At 72.6% G+C, this 17,803-nt stretch carries 12 protein-coding genes; 6 read left to right on the top strand and 6 right to left on the bottom strand.

Annotated features, from left to right (window positions below; all coding sequences use genetic code 11):
- Nucleotides 1-10: 10 nt before the first annotated feature.
- Together ftsX and ftsE are read right to left on the bottom strand one after the other, a co-directional pair.
- Nucleotides 11-928, bottom strand: coding sequence for a permease-like cell division protein FtsX (ftsX, locus tag ACZ69I_RS33335; RefSeq protein ID WP_389713114.1), 918 nt, complete (start codon nucleotides 926-928; stop codon nucleotides 11-13).
- Nucleotides 929-981: 53 nt separating this feature from the next.
- Nucleotides 982-1,671: a cell division ATP-binding protein FtsE gene (gene ftsE / locus ACZ69I_RS33340; RefSeq protein WP_055569411.1), complete on the bottom strand. Its 690-nt coding sequence runs from the start codon at nucleotides 1,669-1,671 to the stop codon at nucleotides 982-984.
- A 240-nt stretch (nucleotides 1,672-1,911) separates the two neighbouring features.
- Between ftsE and ACZ69I_RS33345 the strand changes: the two genes are divergently transcribed.
- Nucleotides 1,912-2,103 carry a hypothetical protein gene (locus ACZ69I_RS33345; RefSeq protein ID WP_467670050.1) on the top strand — a complete coding sequence of 64 codons (192 nt, stop codon included), beginning with the start codon at nucleotides 1,912-1,914 and terminating at the stop codon, nucleotides 2,101-2,103.
- A 179-nt stretch (nucleotides 2,104-2,282) separates the two neighbouring features.
- Here ACZ69I_RS33345 and ACZ69I_RS33350 read toward each other — a convergent pair whose 3' ends face one another.
- From ACZ69I_RS33350 to ACZ69I_RS33365, 4 genes are all read right to left on the bottom strand, one after another.
- Nucleotides 2,283-2,951, bottom strand: coding sequence for an LPXTG cell wall anchor domain-containing protein (locus ACZ69I_RS33350; protein ID WP_467670052.1), 669 nt, complete (start codon nucleotides 2,949-2,951; stop codon nucleotides 2,283-2,285).
- A 281-nt stretch (nucleotides 2,952-3,232) separates the two neighbouring features.
- Nucleotides 3,233-4,339 (bottom strand): peptide chain release factor 2, encoded by a 1,107-nt coding sequence (gene prfB / locus ACZ69I_RS33355; protein WP_150218236.1) that lies wholly within the window; start codon nucleotides 4,337-4,339, stop codon nucleotides 3,233-3,235.
- 429 nt (nucleotides 4,340-4,768) lie between these two features.
- Nucleotides 4,769-6,007, bottom strand: coding sequence for a serine/threonine-protein kinase (locus tag ACZ69I_RS33360; protein ID WP_467670054.1), 1,239 nt, complete (start codon nucleotides 6,005-6,007; stop codon nucleotides 4,769-4,771).
- A 181-nt stretch (nucleotides 6,008-6,188) separates the two neighbouring features.
- Nucleotides 6,189-7,844: a serine/threonine-protein kinase gene (locus ACZ69I_RS33365; protein WP_470836325.1), complete on the bottom strand. Its 1,656-nt coding sequence runs from the start codon at nucleotides 7,842-7,844 to the stop codon at nucleotides 6,189-6,191.
- Nucleotides 7,845-8,282: 438 nt separating this feature from the next.
- Here ACZ69I_RS33365 and ACZ69I_RS33370 point away from each other — a divergent pair, with 438 nt between their 5' ends.
- The 5 genes from ACZ69I_RS33370 (at nucleotide 8,283) to ACZ69I_RS33390 (ending at nucleotide 17,757) form a co-directional block, all read left to right on the top strand.
- Entirely contained in the window at nucleotides 8,283-11,591 is a 3,309-nt protein-coding gene (locus ACZ69I_RS33370; protein ID WP_470836327.1) for an FHA domain-containing protein, read from the top strand.
- Nucleotides 11,592-11,747: 156 nt separating this feature from the next.
- Nucleotides 11,748-13,142, top strand: coding sequence for an ABC transporter substrate-binding protein (locus ACZ69I_RS33375; protein ID WP_470836329.1), 1,395 nt, complete (start codon nucleotides 11,748-11,750; stop codon nucleotides 13,140-13,142).
- A 4-nt stretch (nucleotides 13,143-13,146) separates the two neighbouring features.
- A complete protein-coding gene (locus ACZ69I_RS33380) occupies nucleotides 13,147-14,496 on the top strand; it encodes a carbohydrate ABC transporter permease (RefSeq protein ID WP_470836330.1) in 1,350 nt (449 codons plus the stop codon).
- Entirely contained in the window at nucleotides 14,493-15,374 is an 882-nt protein-coding gene (locus ACZ69I_RS33385; protein ID WP_467670064.1) for a carbohydrate ABC transporter permease, read from the top strand. The genes ACZ69I_RS33380 and ACZ69I_RS33385 overlap by 4 nt, the downstream gene beginning before the upstream one ends.
- A gap of 130 nt (nucleotides 15,375-15,504) precedes the next feature.
- Nucleotides 15,505-17,757 carry a bifunctional glycosyltransferase/CDP-glycerol:glycerophosphate glycerophosphotransferase gene (locus ACZ69I_RS33390; protein ID WP_470836331.1) on the top strand — a complete coding sequence of 751 codons (2,253 nt, stop codon included), beginning with the start codon at nucleotides 15,505-15,507 and terminating at the stop codon, nucleotides 17,755-17,757.
- Nucleotides 17,758-17,803: the final 46 nt, after the last annotated feature.

Raw genomic sequence — 17,803 nt, forward strand, 5'->3', positions numbered from 1 at the left:
AGGTCTCTTGTCACACCTTCAGGTACTTGCGCAACGCGAAGAACGCGGCAAGCGCGGGCATCAGAAGGCCGATCGCGAGCACCAGCGGCAGCTTGGCCAGGACCGCGTCCCAGCCGATGAAGTTGATCAGGTTGATCTTCTCGGAGAGTTCGAGACCGTGGTCGATCATGAAGTACCGGCCGACCAGCAGCATTCCGCAGGCGAGGCCGCCGCCGATGAGACCGGCGACCGCGGCCTCCATGATGAACGGCATCTGGATGTAGAAGCTGGACGCGCCGACCAGCCGCATGATGCCGGTCTCGCGTCTGCGGCTGAACGCCGATACGCGCACGGTGTTGACGATCAGCATCAGCGCCACGACGAGCATCAGCGCCATCACCGCCACGGCCGCCCAGTTCATGCCGTTGAGCAGTTCGAAGAGGTTGTCCAGGTAGTCCTTCTGGTCCTCCACGGACTGCACGCCGGCCCGCCCCGAGAAGGCGGTCGCGACGACCTGGTACTTCTCCGGGTCCTTGAGCTTGACGCGGAACGACTCCTGCATCTGGTCCGGCGTCAGCGAGCTGGACAGCGGGGAGTCGCCGAACTGCTCCTTGTAGTGCTTGTAGGCCTCGTCCGCCGACTCGTGCTGGACCTTGTCCACGACGGGCATCTTCTTCAGATCGCCGAGGATCTGGTCCTTCTGCTCGTTCGTGACGGCGCCCTTGGCGCACTTGGGGTCCTGCTCGGCGTCGGCCTTGTTGCACAGGAAGATCGAGACGTTGACCTTGTCGTACCAGTAGCCCTTCATCGTGCTCACCTGGTCGCGCATGAGCAGCGAACCGCCGAACAGGGCGAGCGAAAGCGCTACGGAGACGATGACCGCGAAGGTCATCGTGAGGTTCCGGCGGAGACCGACGCCGATCTCCGACAGGACGAACTGGGCGCGCATGGCGGCCTTTCAGTGGATCAGGTGGATCAGACGGTACGAGCGAGACGGGGTCGTCAGTGCTGGTAGCCGTAGACGCCGCGCGACTGGTCGCGGACGAGACGGCCCTTCTCCAGCTCGATGACCCGCTTGCGCATCTGGTCCACGATCTGCTGGTCGTGGGTGGCCATCACGACGGTGGTGCCGGTGCGGTTGATCCGGTCGAGCAGCTTCATGATGCCGACGGACGTCTGCGGGTCGAGGTTTCCGGTGGGCTCGTCGGCGATGAGGAGCTTGGGGCGGTTGACGAACGCGCGCGCGATCGCGACGCGTTGCTGCTCACCGCCGGAGAGCTCGCCGGGCATCCGGTCCTCCTTGCCGCCGAGGCCCACGAGATCGAGGACCTGGGGCACGGACTTGCGGATCTCGCCGCGGGACTTGCCGATGACCTCCTGTGCGAAGGCCACGTTCTCGCCGACGGTCTTGTTGGGCAGGAGGCGGAAGTCCTGGAAGACCGTGCCCAGCTGGCGGCGCATGTGCGGCACCTTCCAGTTGGACAGGCGCGCGAGGTCCTTGCCGAGGACGTGCACCTGGCCGTGGCTGGTGCGCTCCTCGCGCAGGACGAGCCGCAGGAAAGTGGACTTTCCGGAGCCGGAGGATCCCACCAGGAAGACGAACTCGCCCTTCTCGATCTCCAGGGAGACATCCCTGAGCGCGGGGCGGGTCTGCTTCGGATAGGCCTTGGAGACGTTGTCGAATCGGATCACGGATGCACCACGGGTTGCCGGGGGTAGGTGAGCGTGACCCTACGCGAAGCCGGTGCGCGAGCGCAGTCGGCGTCCGGAGTTGCGCGGATTGTCTCGGAAGTACGGGGGTACGGATCCGCCGTAAACCGTCGAGAGGCGGCGGGCCGCGCCGAAATCCGCGGAAGCTGGCACAGTGGGAGGGGGAACGATTGAGTTCCCCCCAGCGTTGGGCAGGCTGAGACTGTGCGGGAGGAGAAGCGCATGACCCTGGATCGGTTGGTATGCGCGAACTGCGCAGCGCCCGTGAGTGAAGGCCGCTGCCCCGTGTGCCGGGCCAGTCGCGAGCGCATGCAGCAGGAAGGCCCCTTCGCCGGGCTCAACCCCGCGGCACTGATAGCGCTGCTCGTCGTGCTGATCGCGGCGGTCGCGCTGCTGGCGCACCAGACCGCGTAGCGGCACTTTCACCGCCCGGAGCGGCCACGGAGCGTCACGGCACGCGTCGGCAGAGGCAAGGGTCGGCACGGACAGTGTCGCCATATGCAGTGTCGCCATGAGCAGTGCGGAAGGGCCCGGAGCTTCGTGAAGCTCCGGGCCCTTCTTTCACACGTACGTGGCGTACGTCACCGCCCGGGTCAGGCAGCGGCGCCGCGGTTGCCGACGAGGCGCGGCAGGACACGGAAGCCGATGCCGCCGGCGATCATCGTCGCGGCACCGATCAGCAGGAACGTGGTCTCAGCGGCGCCGGTCTCGGCGAGCTCGCCGCCCTTGCCGCCCTTGTCGGCGGTGTGGCCGCCCTGCTCGACCGGCTTGGAGCCGGTGTCGGTCAGGCTGTCCTTACCCTTGCCCTGCTCGACGGGGGCGGCGCCGCCGTCGGGGTCGGTGTCGTTGCCGCCGTGGCCGCCACCGTTGCCGGTGTTGCCGCCGTCACCGTGGCCCGGGTCGCCCGGGTCCGAGGTGGGGTCGTCGGTCGGTTCGGTGGTGGGCTGCGTCGGGTCCGGGTCCTCGGTGGGCTCGCTCGGCTCCTCCGTCGGCTCCTCCGGGTCGGCGGTGGGCTCCTCGGTGGGCTCCGGCGGCTCGTCCGTGGGGTCGTCCGGCCCCGGGATCTGCGGGTCCTCGGCGCCCGGCCCGTCCACGTCCACGCCGACGCCGCTCTCGTCGGCGTGCGCGCCGACGCCCACACCGCCGAGTTCGACGCCGACGTCGAGGGCCGATGCGGCACCCGCGGCGGTCAGCGAGGCACCGGCGGCGATCACGGCGCCGGCGGCTATCCGCGCGACACGGATCCGCGTCTTCTTGGTCATCTGGCTGCTACCCCCAGTAGCTCAATTGTCAGTGAGGCAGCGTCCGGGGCCGTATTCGCCGGGGGCGATTCGATCAGCCCCCACGGATCCCACGCGCCCCAGGAATACGCATGCCGCGCGCTAGCCTTTCCACTTTTCACAGCAGCGTCAAGGTCGTTGCGGGCGCGATGTCCGATATCGGGGTAGTTGACCGTCCTACGGAGATGTGACTGTGACGTAAAAGGCAACTGCCGCCTCTTGGGCGGCAGTTGCCTTGTCGATAAAGCCGTTCTCCGCGGCTTTTACTTCTCCTGCTGCTTGCGCCAGCGAATTCCGGCTTCCAGGAAACCGTCGATCTCGCCATTGAAGACGGACTCGGGATTACCGACCTCGAACTCCGTCCGCAGGTCCTTCACCATCTGGTACGGGTGCAGGACGTACGAACGCATCTGGTTGCCCCAGGAGTTGCCGCCGTCGCCCTTGAGGGCGTTCATCTTCGCCTGCTCCTCCTGGCGGCGACGCTCGAGGAGCTTCGCCTGGAGGACGTTCATCGCGGTCGCCTTGTTCTGGATCTGCGAGCGCTCGTTCTGACAGGAGACGACGATGCCCGTCGGCAGGTGGGTCAGGCGCACCGCGGAGTCGGTGGTGTTGACGCCCTGGCCGCCGGGGCCAGAGGAGCGGTACACGTCGACGCGCAGCTCGCTCTCGTCGATCTCGATGTGGTCGGTCTGCTCGACCACGGGGAGGATCTCGACGCCGGCGAAGGAGGTCTGGCGGCGGCCCTGGTTGTCGAAGGGCGAGATGCGCACGAGGCGGTGGGTGCCCTGCTCCACGGAGAGCGTTCCGTAGGCGTACGGGACGTTGACGGCGAAGGTGGTCGACTTGATGCCGGCCTCTTCCGCGTACGACGTCTCGTAGAGCTCCGTCTTGTAGCCGTGGCGCTCCGCCCAGCGCAGGTACATGCGCTGCAGCTTCTCGGCGAAGTCGGAGGCGTCGACGCCTCCGGCCTCCGCGCGGATGGTGACGACGGCCTCACGGGCGTCGTACTCCCCGGAGAGGAGGGTCCTGACCTCCATCTCGTCCAGCGCCTTCTTGACGGACTCGAGCTCGGACTCGGCCTCGGCGCGGGTGTCCGGGTCGTCCTCCTCCTCGGCCATCTCGAACAGCACGCTGAGGTCGTCGATGCGCCCACGGAGCGCCTCGGCCTTCCTGACCTCCGCCTGGAGGTGGCTCAGCTTGCTGGTGATCTTCTGCGCCGCGTCGGGGTCGTCCCAGAGGGACGGTGCGGCTGCCTGCTCCTCGAGCACGGCGATATCGGCCCTCATCTTGTCGAGGTCCAGGACGGCCTCGATCGACTCCATGGTCGAGGAGAGGGACTTGAGCTCTTCGGATACATCGACGACTGCCACGACTCCAGCGTAACGGTTGCGGCAGCGGGGGCGGGCCCTGCGGGGGGGGCGGGGCGGTGGGGGTGGGGGGTGGTTTCCGTCCGCGTTCCCCTGCGGGTGGGGGTGGCCCGGTCGCGCAGTTCCCCGCGCCCCTGAAAGGGCACCTGCGGCTCGGGCCGACGCCACGCCTGCCTTTGGCCGCGGGCCGTCGTGAGCTGAGCGCGCAGTTCCCCGCGGCCCTGACCGCCTATGCCTGCGGGCCGTCATGGGCTGAGCGCGCCGTTCCCCGCGCCCCTTACGGGGCGCCTTCGGCTCGGGACGAGGGGGGCTCCCCAGGGGCGCGGGGAACTGCGCGCGCAAGTGCCGCCGGCCGCAGGCGAACAGCGGACGGGAAGCCCCCCCCCAACCCCCACCCCGCTCGCCCGCCGCCCGCAGGCGCCCGTGACGGAGTCAGGGGGTTCGGGGGGCCGAGTCGCTCGGCTCCGAGGGAGGCGCGTCGTCGTCGCCGCTCGTCGCGGCCCACGTACCGATGCCCGCCGCGGCGACCAGCACCGCCCCCGCCACCCCGAGGGTGATCCGGCGCCGCCGCGCCGAGGCCCGGTGCTTGGCGGAGCCGGGACGCGCCGCACCGGACGCACGCGGCGCGCGAGCCGTGCCGCGGGCGCCGCCTGCCAGCTCGTCGGGGCCCGGCACCCGCATCGAGGTGTGCGTGTCGCGGTTGGAGTCGGCGGAGGCGGAGCCGGGGACGAGAGGGACCGCGCCCCGCCGGGGAGCGGCCGCGCGCGGCTCGGGGGCGGCGTCCTCGTACGCCTCCTCGGCCTGCGAGGCCTCCGCGTCCGGCTCGTCGACGTCCAGCGGCGGCATCCCCGCGATCAGCGGCAGCAGCTCCCGCAGGCGCGCGGCCAGCTCGGAGGCGCGCAGCCGGGACGCGGGCGCCTTCGCCAGGCACTGGACGAGGAGCTGCCAGAGCTCCTCGGGGATGCCGGGGAGAGGGACCACCGTCTCGGTGACGTGGCGGCGCAGGACCGCCCCGGGGTGCCCCCCGCCGAACGGTGTGAAGCCCGCGAGGAGTTCGTACAGGACCGTCGCCAGCGCGTAGATGTCGACGGCGGCGCGCGGCGGCAGGCCCTCGATGATCTCGGGGGCGAGGTAGTCCGGGGTACCGATGATCTTCGTGGCGCGGGTGCGGCGCGGGGAGTCGATCAGCTTGGCGACGCCGAAGTCCGTGAGGAGGGCCGGGTGGGCGCCGCCGGGCCCGAGGGGGCCCTGCATGTCCAGGAGGACGTTCTCGGGCTTGACGTCGCGGTGCACGATGCCCGCGGCGTGCGCGGCGGCGAGGCCGTCGGCGACGTCCGCGGCGATGGCGACGGCGGCCTCCGGGGCGAGGCGCCGCTCGCGCTCCAGACGGGTGCGCAGATCCGTGCCCCGGACGAGGTCCATGACCAGGGCCAGGTCGGTGCCGTCGACCACGAGGTCGTGGACGCCCACCACGCGCGCGTGGTCGAGGCTGAGCAGAGCCGTGCGCTCCTGGACGAAGCGGCCGACGAGTTCCTGGTCGGAGGCCAGGTCCTCGCGCAGCAGCTTGATGGCGACGGGCCCCTCGGGGCCGTCACCGAGCCACACCGTGCCGGCGCTGCCACGGCCCAGGATCTGGTGGGCGGTGTACCGGCTGCCGATCTTGCGCGTCAAGACTGCTCCTACGGATGCGTGTTGGCGACAAAACTACGCGGCCTTGCCGCCAACCTTCACTCCGGGAGCAGAAATCACTCTGCAGATGTCGACAAATCCCCAGACTCGCCCGTGCATTGCGTCGGCACGGGCGGTGCCGGGTCGTGTCGTGTCGTGTCCGGCCTGATCCGAACGGAAGGCGCTAGTTGCCGCCGACCTTGCCCATCCAGTCGCCGACCGTGTGGTACCAGTCGGTCAGCTGCTCCCAGTACCCCTTCGTCGTACCGATCCAATCCTGGAGCGGGCTGAACTCCCAGACCAGCCAGCTCGCGACGAAGAGGATGAGGATCGTGAACAGGCAGCCCTTGAGACAGCCAAGACCCGGGATCTTCATCGGGTTGGCGCTGCGCTGGCGCGGCTGCCGCGGCTCGCGCGTGGGCGGCGGGGCGGGCTGCGGCGCCTGCGGGGGCGCGGAGTACTGCTGGGGCTGGTGCTGCGGCTGATGCTGCGCGGGCGCGTACTGCTGCGGCCGCTGGCCGCGGGGCTGCTGCGGCGCGTACTGCTGGGGGCGCTGCTGCTGCGGCGGCTGCTGGGGGCGGGCCACCTGGCGCTGGGGGCGGCGGCGCAGCGGGTCGTCGTTCGGGTCCAGGTGCGCCTGGTACTGGGTCTGTTCGTTGCGGTCGCGGGCCGCCCGCATCTGGTTCTGCCAGGGGTGCGGGTCGTTCGGGTCCCCGCCGGGCCCGTTCGGCGGGACGGGCGGCATGACCGCGGTCGGGTCGGCGGCGCCGGGGCCGGTGGGCAGCACGGACGTCGGGTCGGCGTCCGGGCCGTACCCGCCGGTGCTCCGCATGACGCTGGTCGGCGCGGCCGGGTCGTACGAGCCCGCGGTGCTCGGCAGCACCTGCGTGGGGTCGGCCGCGCCCGGGGTGTCCGGTACGTGGGCCGGCGCCGGATCCGGCATGAGCAGGGCCCCGACCCCCTCCGCCGCGGCGATCTGCGCCGGGCTGGAGTGCACGCCGACGCCCTCGGCGACGGCGCGCAGGCCGCGGGCGAGGTTCTCGGCGCTGGGGCGGCGGTCCGGGTTCTTGTCGAGGCAGCGCTCGATGACCGTCCACAGCGGGCCGGGAACGGTCGAGGGGCGGCGCGGCTCGGCGCTGAGGTGCTGGTGCAGGACTTCGAGGGCGGAGCCGCCGGAGAACGGCGGGCGGCCCGTGACGAGCTCGTAGAGCAGGATGCCCGCGCCGTAGATGTCGACGGCGCTGGTCTGCGGGCGGCCCTCGGCGGACTCCGGCGCGACGTACGCGGGCGTGCCGACGAATTCGTGGGTGCGGGTCAGGCCCGGGGAGTCCGCGAGGCGCGCGATGCCGAAGTCGGTGAGCATCGGGTGCATGCCCCCGCCGTCCTGCTTGAGCAGGACGTTCGCGGGCTTCAGGTCGCGGTGCACGACGCCGTCGGCGTGGCTCGCGGCGAGCGCGTCGGCGATCTGGGCGGTCAGCAGGGCCGCCGCGACCGGCGTGAACGGGCCGTTCTCGCGGAGGTAGCGGTGCAGGTCGGGGCCCTCGACCAGATCCATGACCAGGGCGAGCAGATCGCCCTCGACGACCAGGTCACGGGTCCTGACGATGTTCTCGTGGGTCAGCCTGAGCAGGACGGACCGCTCCCTCAGGAAGCGCATCACGACGTCCGCGTCGTTGGCGAGCTCTTCCTTGAGGACCTTGATCGCGACGGTCTCGCCGGGCTGGCCGGGAACGGCCGCCTCGGCACCCGCGGTCTCCCGCTGGCGGGCTCGCCAGACGGTGCCCGTGGCGCCGCGCCCGAGCGGCTCCTCGAGCAGGTACTTGCTGCCTACCGGCCGCACGTCATGCGCTCCCTGCTGATCTGGCTGGTTCCCGTCCGGACGCTGGTTCTGTCCGGGGGTCTGTCCGAAGGTGTTCCGACCCACTGTAGTGCCGCAGAACAGGGCGACGGCGGGTCGGATTCCGCCCGGCCTTTTCTTTCCGGGGCGTTCCGGATCGCTGTTCGGTGGAAAGACGCTCACCCGTGGGCATTGGTTGCCGAGAGGTCCGGAATTGACCTCCGCCCGATATCCCCCGCACCTGTCCCCAACGGTCCAAGCAGGCACTTTTCCGAGCAGAGCCGACCAATCAAGATCACTTACGGGTGGCCGCCGGGCGTGTTGTCGGTGGCAAGTGCGAGGATGCCTCCAGTACTGGCCGACGTGCCCGTGTGCGGTGGGGGGAATCACAGCGCGTGTCCCCGTGCCGGGCGCCCAGCGCAGAAGGGACCGCTCACGGCGATGCAGATCCGGCTGACCGTCCTCGGGCCGCGCAGCGGCCAGACCGAGCAGCAAGGCCGCCCCGTGACGTCGACCGGGGCGCTGGGCGCCTGCGACGTCCTGGTCACCGCCCCCGCGGGAACCGCGCTCGCCGCGGTGGCCTCCGGCCTCGCCACGGCCGTGGCGGGCAGCGAGGCCCCCCTCGTGCTGTACGCGGGCCCGGAGCGCCTCGACGCCCAGCGCTGCACGCTCGGCGAGCCCCCCTTGATCGACGGAGCGGTGCTCTCGCTGGGCGCCCCCGCCGAGCCGGGACCCGAACTGGCCGGTGCGGCGGCCCAGTTGCACGTGGTCGCGGGCCCGGACGCGGGCGGTGTCCACCTGCTGCACGGCGGCCGGATCCGGGTCGGCCGCTCCGCCGAGGCGGACGTCGCCCTGGACGACCCGGACGTCTCCCGGCTGCACTGCTCGGTCACGCTCGCCCAGGACGGCCGGGTCACGGTCACGGACCTGGGCTCGACGAACGGCACGGCGGTGGACGGCCGGGAGGTCGACGGCCGCCCCACGGGCTTCTCCCCCGGCTCCCTGCTGCGGATCGGCGAGTCCGCGCTGCGCCTGACGGACGGCAGGGGCGGCCCGGCGCCCGGCGCGGGCGGCACGCTCCCGACGGCTCCGGACGGCGAGGGCCACGTGCGCGTGCGGCGGCCCGCGGGGCCCGCCTCCGGAGAGGCGGCGGGCGCCCCGGAGAGCGGCCCCACCCACCACGCGTACGGCTCGGCGGGCTGGGGAGCCGCGGGCGGCACCGGCGGGGACGGCGCGTACGGCCCGCCGGGGGCGCACGCGGGCCCGACCGCTCCCACCGCCTTCGGCTCGCCCACCGCCTTCGGCCCGCCCACCGCCTTCGGCCCGCCCGGCACCGACACCCCCGTCGTGCCCCAGCAGGCCGGCGCCCCCGACACCGAGCGGACCCGGCTCGGCACGCCCCCGCGCGGGACGACGCTTCCGCCGCGCCTGCGCAGGCGCGGCGGCCTCTCCGCCTGGGCCCGCCGGCTGACGGGCGGCCGCGAGGGCGGGCAGGACGACGCGTACGACGTGTATGACCGCCACGACGAGTACGAGGGGCACGAGGACCGCCACGGACCGGCCGCGGACGGCGGCCCCGGCAACGGGCCGCAGGCGCCCACCCCGGAGGAGCTCGCCGTGGCCGCGGCCGCCCGCACGCCCGAGTCGTGGCCGGACCCCGCCGCCCTGCTGCTCACCGCGCTCGGCCCCGGCCCCCGGCTCTGGGAGCGCGGGCCCGGCCACCCCGAGGCGCTCGCGGTCCGGCTCGGCACGGTCGACCGCACGCTGCCCGCCGCCGACGGCCGCGAGGAGCTGCTGCCCGCCGTGCCCGTCACGGTCGGCCTGCGGGAGGCGGGCTCCCTCGGCCTCGCCGGCCCCCGGGACCGGCTGACCGGCCTGGCCCGCGCGGTCGTCGCCCAGCTCGCCGCGCTGCACTCCCCCGACTCCCTGGAGATCGTGCTGATCAGCACGGACCGGGCGCGCCCCGTGGCCGAGCGCACCGCCGAGTGGGCCTGGCTCGGCTGGCTCCCCCATCTGCGGCCCACGCACGGCCAGGACTGCAGGCTCCTCCTCGCCTTCGACCGCGACCAGGCGGTGGCCCGTACGGACGAGCTGATCAGGCGCCTCGACGACCGCATCGCCGACGGCGACGGCGAGGCCGGTGCCCGTACGGTCGTCGTCGTCGACGGCGACCCCGGCGCGGCCGGGCTGCGTGAGGCGACCGTCCGGCTCGCGGGCGAGGGCGCGCGCGCCGGGATCCACGTCGTGTGCCTCGCCGAGACGGTGGCGGCGTCACCCGCCTCGCCGGTCCTCGACACGTACGAGGCGGCCTGCTCGGTGTCGCCGCCCTTTCGCGCGTGCGGTGCCGCCGCGCTGCTCAGCGGTGACGTGGCGACCGCGCTGCGGCTGATGCGGACGGCGGGCGGGCGCCCGGCGGGCCACGGCACGGTGGCGGCCGTGGACGCGGTGTCGGCCGCCTGGGCCGAGCGGTTCGCGCGGGCCCTGGCGCCGCTGCGCACGGACGGCACGGCGGGCGAGGGGCACGCGCGCGTGTCCGCTCCGCTGCCCCAGGCCGCCCGGCTGCTCGACGAGTTGGGGCTCGCCAGGGCCACGCCCGCCTCCCTGATGGCTCGGTGGGCCGCGGCGGCCGACGACCCCGAGGCGCTCGGCGGGCGCGCCCTCGCGGTGCTCGGCGCGGGACCGCGCGGCCCGGTCGTCGCCGACCTCGCCGCCGACGGGCCGCACCTGCTCGCCGAGGGCCCCGCGGGCAGCGGACGTACGGAACTGCTGCGGTCCGTCGCGGCGTCCCTGGCCGCCGCCGAGCGCCCCGACCGCCTCGGCATCGTCCTCGTCGACGGACGGGACGGCGTCGGCGCGGGCGGGGGCGCGGCGCGGCAGGGGACGGGCCTCGGTGTCTGTACGGACCTGCCGCACGTCACCACGCACCTCGTCACCAACGACCCCGTCCGGATGCGGGAGTTCGCCCAGTCCCTGGCCGCGGAGCTGAAGCGGCGGGCGGAGCTGCTCGGCAGGCTCGGGTTCGCCGAGTGGCACACGCGGCGCGAGGTCTCGGGGCGGCTGGTGGCGCAGCGCACCCAGTCGTCCACGGCCGCCCCCGGGTCCGGCGCCGCCGGGGACGACGCCCCGGGCATCGCCTCCGTCCCCGCGCAGCTGTCCGACGGCGATCTGGACGCGCCGCCGAGCACCACGATGCGGCTGCGGCCCGTCGGGGCGCGCAAGCGGGTGGAGCCGGGGCCGCCGCTGCCCCGGCTCGTGGTCCTCGTCGACGACTTCGACGCGCTGCTCTCGCCCGCGCTCGGCTCCCCGGGGCGGCCCGCCGCCGGGTCGGTCGTGCGCGCCCTGGAGGCCGTCGCGCGGGACGGCGAGCGGCTCGGGGTGCATCTCGTGGCGGCGACGGCGCGCAGCGAGCGGGTGTGGGAGACGGAGCTCGGCCAGCGGGCGTCGCTGCGGGTGGTGCTCGACGCGGTGGCGTCCGGGCCGGAGGAACCGGCGCCGGGGCGGGGCGAGCTGCGCTCGCCCGACGGCCGGGCCACCGCGTTCCAGGCGGGCCGGGTGACGGGCCGCATCCCCCGTACGGCTACGTTGCGTCCCACCGTCGTCCCCCTGGAGTGGGAGCGGATGGGTGACCCGCCGGCCCGGCGCCCGGTGCGGGAGTTGGGGAACGGGCCCACCGATCTGGCCCTGCTCGCCAGCGCGTTGGAGCGGGCCGCGCGGTCCGTCTCGGCGGACGAGGTGCCGTCGCTGTTGTGATCCCGGGGCGTGCTCCGGACCGCCCCGCGTCGTGGACGGCCTGTCACAACGCCATCACGATAAGCGAGTTGACACCGCAGGCCATCTTGCCGCCCCTCCCCGCGCGGGCGTAGACCAGACCGCACGGGACTCGCCAGGGAAGAGAACGGGGCAGTGATGCGCAGCACTCTTCGTACACGCAGGGCACCGCTACGGCGGCGTACCACCGCCAGGATCGCCTCCGCCGTCGTCGCGGGCGCGCTCGCGTTCACGGTCACCGCGTGCGGCGGGGACGACGACAACGACGACGCGGACAAGGGCGGCGACGGCGGGAAGACCAAGGGAAGCTCGCTCCGACTGCCCAAGCTGGACGGGGAGAACATCTCCGTGTCCGCGGTCTGGGGCGGCGCGGAGCGCAAGGTGTTCCTGAAGGTTCTCGACGAGTTCGAGAAGAGGACGGGCGCCAAGGTCTCCTTCGTACCCGCCCAGGACCCCATCATCAGTTTCCTGGAGTCGAAGGTGGCGGGCGGGCAGCCGCCGGACGTCGCGATGCTGCCGCAGGTCGGCGCGATCGAGCAGGCGGTGGCGAACAAGTGGGCCAAGCCGGTCGGCCCCGAGGCGCAGAAGCAGCTCGACAAGAACTACGCCAAGGGCTGGCAGGAGCTCGGGGCCGTCGACGGCAAGCAGTACGGCGTGTACTTCAAGGCCGCCAACAAGTCCCTCGTCTGGTACAACACGCGGGTCTTCGAGAACGCGGGGGTGAGCGTGCCCAAGACCTGGGACGACTTCATGAAGACCGCGCAGACCATCTACGACTCCGGGGTGCCGCCGGTGTCCGTGGCGGGCGCCGAGGCGTGGACGCTCACCGACTGGTTCGAGAACATCTACCTCTCGCAGGCGGGACCGGAGAAGTACGACCAGCTGGCCGCGCACAAGATCAAGTGGACGGATCCGTCCGTCACGAAGGCACTGACCACGCTCGGCGGGCTGTTCGGCAAGAAGGGCTTCGTGGCGGGCGGCGCGAGCAGCGCGCTGCAGACCGAGTTCCCCGCGTCCGTGAAGCAGACGTTCCGGGGCGGCGACCAGCCCAAGGCGGGCATGGTCTTCGAGGGCGACATGGTCTCCCTCGCGATCTCGGAGACCAAGGCCGAGGTGGGCACGGACGCCAAGGTGTTCCCCTTCCCCGCGGTCGGCGCCGAGTCGCCCGCCGTGGTCGGCGGTGACGCCGCGGTCGCGCTGAAGGACAGCAAGGGCGCGCAGGCGCTCCTGACGTTCCTGGGCTCGCCGGACTCGGCGCGGATCTGGGCCGAGGCGGGCGGTTTCATCTCGCCGAACAAGAGCCTGGACATGTCGGCGTACCCGAACGACGTGCAGCGCAACATCGCCAAGGCGCTGGTGGCGGCCGGTGACGACATCCGCTTCGACATGTCCGACCAGGCTCCGCAGTCCTTCGGCGGCACGCCGGGCAAGGGCGAGTGGAAGGCGCTGCAGGACTTCCTGAAGAACCCGAAGGACGTCGCGGGCACGCAGAAGGCCCTGGAGACGGCCGCCGCCAAGGCCTACAAGGACTGACGCGATGTCGTCCGCGAACGCCGGGGGCGCGCCGGAACCGGTGACGCGCCCGGCCCCGACCTCGCGCACGAGTGTGACCGGCACCCGCAGGGCGGTGGCGGTGCTGTTCCTGCTGCCCGCCCTGGTGCTGCTCGGCGCACTCGTCCTCTACCCCATCGGGTACTCGTTGTTCCGCAGCTTCTTCGACAAGTCGGGCGACTTCACGGCGTTCGACAACTACGAGACGCTCTTCAAGGACGACGGCATCCGGACCGCGATCAAGAACAACGCGATCTGGCTGGTCGTGGCGCCCACCGTCGCGACCGCGCTCGGCCTGATCTTCGCCGTGCTGACCGAACGGGTGCGCTGGGGCACGGCGTTCAAGCTCGTCATCTTCATGCCGATGGCGATCTCGATGCTCGCCGCGGGCATCATCTTCCGGCTCGTGTACGAGTCCGATCCCGACCGGGGCGTGGCCAACGCGGTCGCGGTGAGCGTGCACGACACGTTCGCCGAGTCGTCGGCGTTCCCGCAGGCGCATCCCGCCATGAACTCGCCGCTGAAGCCGGCGGGCGGCGGGGCCTTCGTCACCAGGGAGCCGGTGCGGGCGGGCAGCCCGGTGGCGCTGCCGCTGACGGGGGTGGCGCCGGAGCAGATGCCGGACGGCGCGAAGGCCGCCGAGCCCGCGCGGGCCGAACCGGGCCGGGTGACCGGCACGGCCTGGCAGGACTTCACCCGGGGCAAGGGCCGGGGCAGGGCGAACGCCCCCGACACCTCCGAGTTCGGCTACGCGGGCATCACGATCGAGGCCGTGAAGAACGGCGAGGTGGTGGCGTCCACCGAGGCGGCCGCCGACGGGACCTTCACGCTGCCCGAGGAGGCCGACGGGGCCCTGCTGCGCTTCCCGGAGTCGAACTTCCGCGAGGCGTACAACGGCGTCGACTGGCTCGGACCCACCCTGATCACGCCCGCGATCATCGGCTCCTACCTGTGGATGTGGGCGGGGTTCACGATGGTCCTGATCGCGGCGGGGCTCGCGAGCGTGCCGCGGGAGCTCCTGGAGGCGGCCCGCGTGGACGGCGCCAACGAGTGGCAGGTGTTCCGCCGTGTGACGGTGCCGCTGCTCGCCCCGGTCCTCGCGGTGGTCCTCGTCACGCTCATGATCAACGTACTGAAGATCTTCGACCTGGTCTTCGTGATCCCGCCGGGCTCCTCGAAGGACGAGGCGAACGTCCTTGCGGTGCAGCTGTACAACTCGGCGTTCGGTGACCGGGACTCCGGTGTGGCGAGCGCGATCGCCGTACTCCTCTTCCTCCTCGTGATCCCCGTGATGCTCTTCAACATTCGGCGCATGAGGCGGGAGGCACAGCGATGACGGCCCCGACGGAGATCGTCAAGGCCCGGCAGTCCGTGGGCGGGCGGATCGCCTCGGCCCTGGGCGGCACCGCGCTGCGCGTGTTCCTGGTGCTGGTCGGCCTGTTCTGGCTGGTGCCGACCATCGGGCTGCTCGTCGGCTCGCTGCGCACGCCCGCCGACATGAGCGAGAGCGGCTGGTGGAAGGTGTTCAGCACGCCCTCGCAGATGACGCTGGACAACTACTCCAACCTGCTGAAGGACGAGACGATCACCGACTCGCTCCTGTCCAGTGTCATGATCACCGTCCCGGCGACCCTGCTCGTCGTCATCATCGGGGCGCTCGCCGGGTACGCCTTCGCGTGGATGGAGTTCCCGGGCCGCGACTGGTGGTTCATCGGCGTCGTCGGGCTGCTCGTCGTCCCGGTGCAGGTGGCCCTGGTGCCGATCTCCAAGCTCTTCGGGGAGATCGGGATCTTCGAGACCACGATCGGCGTGGTCATCTTCCACGTGGCCTTCGGCCTGCCGTTCGCGATCTTCCTCCTGCGCAACTTCTTCGCGGAGATCCCGCGCGAGCTCCTGGAGGCCGCCCGGCTCGACGGGGCGGGCGAGCTGCGGCTGTTCGCGCGTGTGGTGCTGCCGCTGGGGGCGCCCGCGATCGCCTCGCTCGGCATCTTCCAGTTCCTGTGGGTCTGGAACGACATGCTGATCGCCCTGATCTTCGCCGACTCGCAGAACCCGCCGATCACGGTGGCGCTCCAGCAGCAGGTGCGGTTCTTCGGCGACAACGTGCAGATCCTGGCGCCCGGCGCCTTCATCTCGATGGTGATCCCGCTGGCCGTCTTCTTCGCCTTCCAGCGGCAGTTCGTGTCCGGCGTGATGGCGGGCGCGGTGAAGTAGGCAGATGAGCCGGAAGAGGGGGCCGCCCGGCCGGGGGGCGGCCCCCTCCCCCGTATGGGGCATCCGGCGTAACTCACCGGCCCCTTCGGGCGTTTCGGGCAGTATGCCCGCGCCGACCCATGGATGTGCCGTGCCCCGGTTCAGTGTGATCGTTCCCGCGTACGAGGTGCAGGCGTATCTGCACGCGTGCCTGGAGTCCGTGCTGGAGCAGTCCTTCACCGACTTCGAGCTGATCGTGGTCGACGACCGCTCGCCGGATGCCTGCGGCGCGATCGCCGACGAGTTCGCCGCCCGTGACGCGCGCGTGACGGGCGTCCACCTCCGGGAGAACGTCGGGCCCGGCCGGGCCCGCAACGCCGGCCTCGAGCGCGCCACCGGCGACTACCTGCTCTTCCTGGACGGCGACGACACCCTGACCCCCGGCGCCCTGCACGCGATCTCCGACCGCCTCAAGGAGACCGACGAACCGGACGTCCTCCTCTACGGCCACGCCCGCACCTCCTGGTCGGGCGACACCGTCCGCGACCGGGGCGCGGACCACCTCACCGAGGACGGCCCGGCCCCCTTCCGGCTCGCCGACCGGCCGGGCCTCCTCGACGTCCCGCCGGCCGCCTGGGACAAGGCGCACCGCCGCGACTTCGTCGAGCGCGAGGGCTTCGCCTTCCCTCCGGGGTCGTACGAGGAGACCGCGTGGACGTTCCCGGTCCTGATGGCGGCGGGCGGTCTCGCCACCCTCGACCGGGTCTGCGTGCACCACCGCCGACGCCGCCGCGGCGCCGCCCCGCCCGCCACGGGCCGCGGCCACTTCGACGTCTTCGACCAGTACGACCGGGTCTTCGCCTTCCTCGACGCGCGCCCGGAGCTCGCCACCGCCTGGCGGCCGCCGCTGGTCCGGCACATGGCCGTCCGGCTCACGGAGATCTTCACCGAGCGGGACCGGCTGCCGCGCGGCTCGCGCCCCGAGTTCCTGCGCAGGGCCCGCTCCCACCACCGGCGCCATCGCGTGCCGGGCGTCCGCCTGCCGCAGGGCACCCGGCGGCGGTACGCGCTCGCGCGGCTCGGCGCGCACCGGACGTACCGGGTCCGGTGGGCGGCGGCGCGCCTGCGGGAGCGCGCCGGGCGGTACGCGGCCCTCGCCCGCCGCCGCGCCAAGGGCGCCCTGCTCCAGCTGCACTACCGCGTCCAGCTGCGCCTCCCGGTGCGCGAGCACCACGCCGTCTTCTCCTCGTACTGGGGGCGCGGCCACTCCTGCAGCCCCGGCGCGCTCGAAGCCGCGATGCGCGAGTTCGTGCCGGGGGTGCGCACGGCGTGGATCGCCCATCCGCGCCACCACCACACGATCCCGACGGCGACGCGCAGGCTGCGGCCCGGCACGGCCGCGTACTGGACGGCCCTCGCCCGCTCCAAGTACCTGGTGAACAACGTCAATTTCGACCGGAGGCTGGTCAAGCGCCCCGGCCAGGTCTTCGTCCAGACCCAGCACGGCACGCCCCTCAAGCACATGGGCCTGGACCTCCGGGAGCGTCCGGCGGCGGCGCGCGGCACGGACTTCGGCACCTTGCTGAGCAACGCCGACAAGTGGGACTACGTCCTGTCGGCCAACCGCCACTCGACGCTGGTCTGGGAGCGGGTGTTCCCCGCCTCGTACACGACCCTCGAATACGGCTGTCCGCGCAACGACCGCTTCCAGCAGGCGACTTCGGCCGACGTCGCCCGGCTGCGGGCGGGCCTCGGCATCCCGCACGGCGCGATCGCCGTGCTGTACGCGCCGACCCACCGCGACTACGCCCGCTCCCAGCGCCACAGCCTCGACCTGGCCCGGGTGCTGCGCGCGCTGGGCCCGCGCTTCGTGTTCCTGACCCGCGCGCACCGCTTCTACGACGCGCCGATGGCCGTCGGGGAGCCGTCGGACCGGATCATCGACGTCTCGGACCACCCGAGCGTGGAGTCCCTCTGCCTGGCCTCCGACGCGCTGGTCACGGACTACTCGTCGCTGATGTTCGACTACGCCAACCTCGACCGGCCCATCGTGCTGCACATCGACGACTGGGAGGCCTACGAGGCGGCCCGCGGCACCTACTTCGACGTGCGGGAGTTCCCGCCGGGCGCGGTCGCCCGCAGCGAGGACGAACTCACCGACATCTTCACTACCGGGCACTGGGCGGGATCGCGCTCGGCGCAGCTGCGGCGGGCGTTCCGGGAGCGGTTCTGCGCGTACGACGACGGGCGCGCGGCGGAGCGCGTCGTACGCCGTGTGGTGCTCGGCGAGCCGGGCGGGCTGCCGTCCGTGGTGCCGGTCGAGGAGCGGCATCCGGTGCCCGGCGGCGGCCCGCGGCCGGACCAGGTGCCGTACTCGGGTCTCCAGCACGTCTCGCAGCTGTGATCCGTACCGCTCACCCCGCGGACGCCTCCCCGGCCCGCCGCAAGAA

This window comes from Streptomyces sp. NPDC036815 (genome assembly GCF_055609205.1).

What these genes read in the sequence shown, in the direction of transcription:
- ACZ69I_RS33350 (WP_467670052.1), bottom strand. Translation starts at nt 2,951, where the DNA reads ATGACCAAGAAGACGCGGATCCGTGTCGCGCGGATAGCCGCCGGCGCC.
- ACZ69I_RS33380 (WP_470836330.1), top strand. Translation starts at nt 13,147, where the DNA reads ATGTCGTCCGCGAACGCCGGGGGCGCGCCGGAACCGGTGACGCGCCCG.
- ACZ69I_RS33385 (WP_467670064.1), top strand. Translation starts at nt 14,493, where the DNA reads ATGACGGCCCCGACGGAGATCGTCAAGGCCCGGCAGTCCGTGGGCGGG.
- ACZ69I_RS33370 (WP_470836327.1), top strand. Translation starts at nt 8,283, where the DNA reads ATGCAGATCCGGCTGACCGTCCTCGGGCCGCGCAGCGGCCAGACCGAG.
- ACZ69I_RS33345 (WP_467670050.1), top strand. Translation starts at nt 1,912, where the DNA reads ATGACCCTGGATCGGTTGGTATGCGCGAACTGCGCAGCGCCCGTGAGT.
- ACZ69I_RS33375 (WP_470836329.1), top strand. Translation starts at nt 11,748, where the DNA reads ATGCGCAGCACTCTTCGTACACGCAGGGCACCGCTACGGCGGCGTACC.
- ftsX (WP_389713114.1), bottom strand. Translation starts at nt 928, where the DNA reads ATGCGCGCCCAGTTCGTCCTGTCGGAGATCGGCGTCGGTCTCCGCCGG.